The following is a 7,083-nucleotide window of genomic DNA, read 5'->3' as shown; positions in this document are numbered from 1 at the left end:
AATGGTAAGGAATTACAGGAAACAGGTTTTTTTGACTATGGAGCAAGGATGTATATGCCGGATTTAGGAAGATGGGGGGTGGTGGATGGACTAGCAGAAACAACAAGGAGGTGGACTCCGTACGCATATGGTTTTAATAATCCTTTACGATTCATAGATCCGGATGGAATGCAAAATCAGGATATTAATATAATAGGTAGTATGGCAAAAGAAGGATTTGATCAGTTAAAATCCAATAGTAGTCTTAAAATGGAAAGGAATGAAGTTGATGGTAAATTAAGCACAGGTAAGTTAAGCCAAAAAGATTTTAATAAATTATCTGATACAGATAAAGTTTTATATAATGGTATTAGAAATCCTAATACTAAATCTGTAATTTATGCAGATAATAATAATGTTACACCAGACGGAGGATTAATACCAGGAGGCTCCTTTGGGGGAGCAAAATATGATGCTGTAACAAAAACGAGTACAGCTACTCAATATACAAACCCTGAAGTCTTGGGAGCAGCTGAAAGTTTCTCTGAAGCTCCTAAAGGGACTGGTATAACTCATGAAATTGTAGAGAATGTATTGATCGCTCAAAAATCCTTGGAAACTAAAAGCGATGTTTCGATTAGTACTTCAGCTAATCCTAATCTCATTTTTAACGAAATGCATGATCTGACAAGAAAAATGATGCCATATGATAACATTATTATATCAGCGAGAACAAGAGCTGAAAATACTGCGACAGGGTTAAGAAAGTATTATGAAGGTTTTGCTGGAAAAATAGATCCTAATAATCAAGTTCAAACTACACCTTTATATAAAGTTTATAAAGATGATAAAAGATTAAGAAAATAACATTATGAAAGATATTCTTTTTTTATTTTTTCCTGCCATTCTGTGCAGTTGCCAAACAACTAATATTAAGATTAGTTCAGAGCCAATTGATATTACAAGGAAAATAATTTCTATTAAACAAGATAAAATGGTTAGTATACTAATAGCAGACAACATGGATATTATAGAAATATTTAAACCGACTAACAGTAATACTTGTACTAAAATTGAATTAGGGAAAAAATATTCCTTTAAAGTAACATCTGTAAGTGGTTTAATCCAACAAGGTGGTGATTCACCTAAAATATACGTTTTAAGTGACTCGACTATAATAAAGTATAACAACTATTATACAGCCGAAGAGGATCAGAATATTTGTATCAAATAAAATTCTTTTAACATAAATTCAATTTTTGCATATTGCAAAACGTAATAAAGCTGCATCCAAGAATGCAGCTTTTTCCGATATTTAAGCTTCAGATAAAGTACAGGTTACGTATAAAGAAAGTGGAGAATTCTATAAGAAGGGAATGGATCTGACACTTCATAATAATATTGAGAATAATCTAAATGTAGCTCTAACTATAGAGATATGAATACAAGAAAATTTTCAGATAATTATATTAATTTAAAATAAAATGAAAATACTTCAATTTATTTTATTTCTGGTACTTACAGGGATAAATGCACAAAGTAAAGATGCCAGTGATTTTTTTAAGAGTCATTCTGTATCTCGTAAAGTAAATAATGCATTATTATTTATTGATAAATCTAGCACAATTATATTAAATGATTATAATAAATCAGTCATTTATGCTTTAGTTGTTCCGAATCATGAAAATTCTTTTTCTGTTACTTTACAAAACCAATTACCAAGTATAGATAAAAAACAGTTAAAATGTTTTCAAATTAGCAATAATAAATTTGTGATTTTTGTTGATAAATCTGAGGAGAATTTTGCACAAAATGTAGCATACAAGAAAAATTTTGAACTTAAAACAAAAGAAATAATTTCTTGTGATGGTTTATTTAAACAATTGAAATCAAATAAATTACCTAAAATTCCGGCAAATGTATTTGCATATTCGATTTTTGAAGAAACATTTGTTTATTTAGAAGACTTTGCTACTTTTGATGCGCTACAATATTTACAAATAGAATATGATTTAAATAAATAGTCTTTATAATAAAAAGCCCTTATCTCATCATAAGTGCTTTTTTATTTTATTGTGCAAAAAATTTTGGTTCTTATAATTTTTTTTTCAAAAAAGATAGAAAATGGCTCTTCCAGATCAATATTAAAAACCTCCATGTAATTAAATACTGAATATTAAAATAAAAGGACAGTAATAGAAAAAACGTTAAATTTGCAACGTTTTCATAAAACTAATTACTAACTCAAACAACAACACGGGAATGAAAAAAATCTATCTCGGAGCGCTTACTTTATGTGCTTTTCTGGTCACTTCTGCCCAAGAGGTGGTATGGCAGAAAGATATCAAATCCTCTACCCAGGATTTTCTAAGCCAGATTACCACAACTATTGATCAGCAGTATCTTATCACAGGAAGTTCTATACAGTCTAAAAGCCGGTCGCAAGCGGCTGGCAGCCAGAAGCAAAACAACGGTTACGATTTTCATCTTATTAAACTCAATCAACAGGGAGAAGAAGTCTGGGAAAAGTATTTCTCAGGCTCTAGTCATGATTATTTGTCAGCAACTGTTACTACTCAGGATGGTGGAAGTTTGTTAGCAGGTACTTCGTATTCAGGGAAGGGTCTGGATAAGAAAGATGATTCTAAAGGAGGTTCTGATATCTGGCTGATCCGGATCAATGAATTCGGTGATGAATTATGGCAGAAAACATTAGGAAGTTCTTTTGATGAAGAAGCAAGAGCTGCTATACAGACAACAGACCTGGGGTTTTTTGTTGCCGGAAATATACAGAATGCCTTAAAAGGATATGGATCGAAAGATGTCTTCATTACCCGACTGGATAAGGATGGAAAAGAGTTATCCCAAATAATCTTAGGAGGGAGGGGCTTAGATGAAGTAGAGAAGATGATTCCAACGAAAGATGGTGGAGCATTGCTTGGAATCTATTCAAGAAGTTCACTGGGAGGAACAAAGAAAACCGAAAACTTTGGTGAGGGTGACTACTGGATCTTGAAGCTTGATAAAAACGGAAGGGTAGAATGGGAAAAGAACTTTGGAGGGAAAGGAGATGACCATTTGAGAACCCTTGCCTTAACTTCAACCGGCTTTATCATTGGTGGCGAATCCAGATCAGAAAGATCAGGGAATAAAACGGCAGGTCTCGAAGAAGGATCAGACTTATGGCTGATATCTTTAAATGAAAGAGGTGATGAACAGTGGCAGAAATCCTACAATTTTGACAATCGTGATATTCTGATGGGCATGAATGTAATTCATTCAGCAGATGCTCAATCTTCTAAAGGAATTTTATTGGGAGGCTATACCCAGGCAGAAGGAAGAATAGAAACCGATGATGAAACTTTCTGGATGCTGTATTTGGATCAGAATGGTACCGAGCAGTGGAGAAAACATGTGAAAGGAGAATCCAGAAAGAAGGAAGAAAGACTTTCTGATTTAAAGTTGAACAGAGATGGTTCTATTGTATTGGCCGGAACCAGTGCTGAAGAATTTGGTAAAGAAAACTGGAAGATTGTAAAGCTGGGAGACAAACAGGTTGATCAGTTAATTGAAAAGTATGATATTAAGATCTATCCAAATCCTGTATCTGATTATGCTTATATAGAAATCGGCTTTGATTTTAAAGATGCAGATATTCTGTTGTATGATATGAGTGGAAGACAACTTCAGAATATAAAAACTAAGAACAATGTGACTAAGATCAATACTCAGGCTTTAGTTCAGGGGGCTTATCTGGTGACTATAAAAACGGATAACAATAAAACGGCGAGTGCCAAATTAATCAAGAAATAAAAAAGATGAAAAAGATAATTGCAGCTTCTCTAATTATCTGTGGATATGTCCTTGGCTATTCACAATCTGTAGATGCAAAGGAAAGTAAATATAATCTGACAATTAAGTCTCCTGATGCCAGTCAGCTATCAAAGCATACTGATATTCCAACTTCTACACATACTGGAACTGTTGGGATTGATATTCCAATATATACCATAAAAGTAGGCGATTTTAACCTTCCGATTACTTTGAAATATCATGCGTCAGGAGTAAAGGTAAAAGAAACTGCTTCTAAGGTAGGACTTGGATGGTCTTTATCTGTAGGAGGTATGTCTCTTTCCAAACAAGTTTTAGGACGTGAAGATAAAGGTAAAATTCAATATATAAATCCGGATAATTTCAATCCTGTTCAAAGCAATCTTAATGATTACAATTTAGCAAAAAGTATAAAAGAAGAATTCTCACAACTTGATACCCAGCCAGATATCTATTCCTTCTCTTTGGGAAGTGCAGCTGGAGAATTTTATTATGACAGTTCAGGAAAAATTATCCAGATTCCCTATAGTACAGTAAAAATAGAAGATTCATTTGTTTTCACTGATGATCAGGGTATAAAGTATTATTTCAAAGCAGGAAATCAGACTCAAACTGTCGGCGGGAGCGCTCCGGCCCCTAATGATTTTAGTAATACAGATTTTATCATTACAAAAATCCTTTTACCAACACGAAAAGAAATAAAGTTTAATTACCAGGCGAGTAGTTATAGTTATTTGAATAACTTTTACAAAGGGCTTAAGATTCCAAGAGCATGTGTATACCAGAATGGTATAACCTATGAAGAGTTTGTAACAAAGACTAATGTGCTTTCTGAAAGCGTATTGCAGAGCATTGAATTTGAGGGCAGTGAAGTGAAGTTTGTGTATGGTAATCGTGAGGATATCAATAATGGACTTTCTTTAAATAAAATAGAGGTCAGAAATCCTCAGCATATACTAATATCAGATTATAGTCTGGTAAAAGATTATTTTATAAGTACTGATTCACCGTCAGCCCCTGGATATGATTCTGAAATTCCATATCTTATGAAAAGACTGAAGCTAAAAGAAGTGGTAAATTTAAAAGATAACTCAAAATATAAGTTTCAGTATTATGAGAACAATCCGTTACCCAATAGGTTATCAGATCAAACAGATTTTGTAGGTTATTATAATGGTAAATTAGCCAATCATGGAATTCCTTTTGTTAAATATGGCGATAAAATTTACGGGTTTGGTGATGATAAAAATCCTGATATTAATTATGCTGTTTCAGGGAGTTTAAAAGAAATACAATATCCTACAGGTGGAAAAATGGGCCTGCAGTACGAGCTGGATGATTTTTATTTTGAAGGTACTGAAACACAAATAGGGAAAAAAGATTTTCTTATTTCAAATCTTGAACCGTTAGGTGGTACATTTAACGTTAATACAAATGGGAATACAGTAGATTTCAAAATTACTTTTCAAAGTACAGCTAATCCTGATGAAGGTCCTGTAGGCTCTTTACCAGAGGGGCCTCATTTTGTAGGTGAACTTCTGGATAATAACAATATTGTTCTAAGAACATTTCTGATCAATAAAGAATATGAATTTGTTGAAAATATAAAACCATCATATAAAATCAGAATCAGAAAGGTTGGAAATGTCAATAGTAGTCATTATGCAACTCTGAATGCACAGTGGTACGAAACGGTTTCAGAAGCCAAACAATATAATAAATCTGTTGGAGGAATAAGGGTTCAAAAAATAAAGAAAAGTGATGCAGACATATTGACTCATGAAACAGAATTTATTTACAGAGATGAAAACAATAAGTCTACAGGAAGGTATATGGCAGATGATATTGAATATTCTTATATCCAGGAGATAGCGGAGGACCAGGATATGGGGTATACCTGTGAGCAAATGGTTATTAGTAATTCTGGAAACTTTAATATTAGTACTATTAACGGAAAACCTACGATTTATGACAGGGTCACTACCAGAAATAAAAATGTAAATAACAGTGCGGAAAGCTATGAGATAGTAGATGAATATATGAATATTTCGCATACTAATCCTAAAAATGCAAGAAGTCCAATCTTTACCTATGCCAATAACCAGTTTGCCCGTGGTATCTTAACTGATAGAAAATATTATAATTCACAGCATAAACTTGTCAAGAAAGACTCATACACCTACGAATTTGATAATCACTTCAATAATCTTTCAAATGATTATAGCACCGGATTCCCTGGTCTTACAATAAGACCCTATTATATAGGGGTAAAGTCTATGACCTGTGCAATTCATGATGCCAATGGTGTTTGTATGGGACGTAATTATACTTTTACTCTTGATCGTTATGAGATATCATCTGCCTGGGTAAAAAAGAAAATGGCAACAACCACTGATTATTTTGATAATAAAAATATCAGCCAAATTACCAGTTATACTTATGACAGTAGTTACAAACATACTAATCCAACAATTGTAAATGTTGATTTTCCAGATTTAATCCAACGTACTCAGTTTGAATATGCCTATGAAAAAGGAAACCAATTGATGATATCAAAAAATATGATTGGAATTCCTTTAGAGACTGTAAGCAGTAAAACAGTAGGTACCATTAGTAAAACACTATCAAAAACTGAGACACTTTATCCAGCCAGTCAGTCAGAAGCTGATCTAAAAACTTCGGGGTTGGTATTGCCTTATACTATACTTTCTACAGATTTACAAAACCTTGTTTCTACCGAAGTGACTTACGATAAATATGACAATAAAGGAAATTTACAACAGTACACCACAAAAGATGGCATTTCAACAGTTATTATTTGGGGATATAATCTGACTCAACCTATTGCTAAGATAGAAGGAGCAAAATTAACAGATATCCAGCCGTCGTTAATTGATACTATTGTCAATGCGTCAAATACCGATGCTTCAGCGGGATTGAATAATGATGAGACAACCTTCTTATCAGGATTAAATTCATTTAGAAGTAATTCAGCATTATCCGGTTATCAGATTACGACTTATACCTATGATCCTTTAGTGGGAGTTAGAAGTATTACTTCGCCATCAGGGATTATCGAAAGCTATATTTATGATACTTCAAATCGATTAAAAGAAGTCCGTCAGCAGGAAAAAGACAGCAGTGGTAATATGATCTATAAAACGGCAAGAGAATTCAAATACAATTATAAAAACTAAAACTGATGAAGAAACTCATAATTCCAATAGGAATCCTGGTGGCCGGCTCACTTCAAGGTCAGCTTTCACCGGCAGA

Annotated in this window: 5 protein-coding genes; all 5 read left to right on the top strand. The window is 33.2% G+C overall.

Annotated features, from left to right (window positions below):
* On the top strand, positions 1–846 hold an 846-nt coding region (locus tag FW781_RS22185), incomplete at its 5' end, for an RHS repeat-associated core domain-containing protein (protein ID WP_317133413.1).
* Positions 847–850: 4 nt separating this feature from the next.
* On the top strand, positions 851–1,213 hold the full coding sequence (locus FW781_RS22180; RefSeq protein WP_149389415.1) for a hypothetical protein: 363 nt from the start codon (positions 851–853) through the stop codon (positions 1,211–1,213).
* A gap of 250 nt (positions 1,214–1,463) precedes the next feature.
* Positions 1,464–2,003, top strand: coding sequence for a hypothetical protein (locus FW781_RS22175; protein WP_149389414.1), 540 nt, complete (start codon positions 1,464–1,466; stop codon positions 2,001–2,003).
* Between the two features lie 238 nt (positions 2,004–2,241).
* On the top strand, positions 2,242–3,792 hold the full coding sequence (locus tag FW781_RS22170; protein ID WP_149389413.1) for a T9SS type A sorting domain-containing protein: 1,551 nt from the start codon (positions 2,242–2,244) through the stop codon (positions 3,790–3,792).
* 5 nt (positions 3,793–3,797) lie between these two features.
* On the top strand, positions 3,798–7,007 hold the full coding sequence (locus FW781_RS22165) for a hypothetical protein (RefSeq protein ID WP_149389412.1): 3,210 nt from the start codon (positions 3,798–3,800) through the stop codon (positions 7,005–7,007).
* Positions 7,008–7,083: the final 76 nt, after the last annotated feature.

Origin of the sequence: Chryseobacterium panacisoli (genome assembly GCF_008274625.1) — a bacterium.
Lineage (GTDB): Bacteria > Bacteroidota > Bacteroidia > Flavobacteriales > Weeksellaceae > Chryseobacterium > Chryseobacterium panacisoli.
This window is presented reverse-complemented; position numbering and strand designations above follow the sequence as displayed.

What these genes read in the sequence shown, in the direction of transcription:
- FW781_RS22180 (WP_149389415.1), top strand. Translation starts at nt 851, where the DNA reads ATGAAAGATATTCTTTTTTTATTTTTTCCTGCCATTCTGTGCAGTTGC.
- FW781_RS22170 (WP_149389413.1), top strand. Translation starts at nt 2,242, where the DNA reads ATGAAAAAAATCTATCTCGGAGCGCTTACTTTATGTGCTTTTCTGGTC.
- FW781_RS22175 (WP_149389414.1), top strand. Translation starts at nt 1,464, where the DNA reads ATGAAAATACTTCAATTTATTTTATTTCTGGTACTTACAGGGATAAAT.
- FW781_RS22165 (WP_149389412.1), top strand. Translation starts at nt 3,798, where the DNA reads ATGAAAAAGATAATTGCAGCTTCTCTAATTATCTGTGGATATGTCCTT.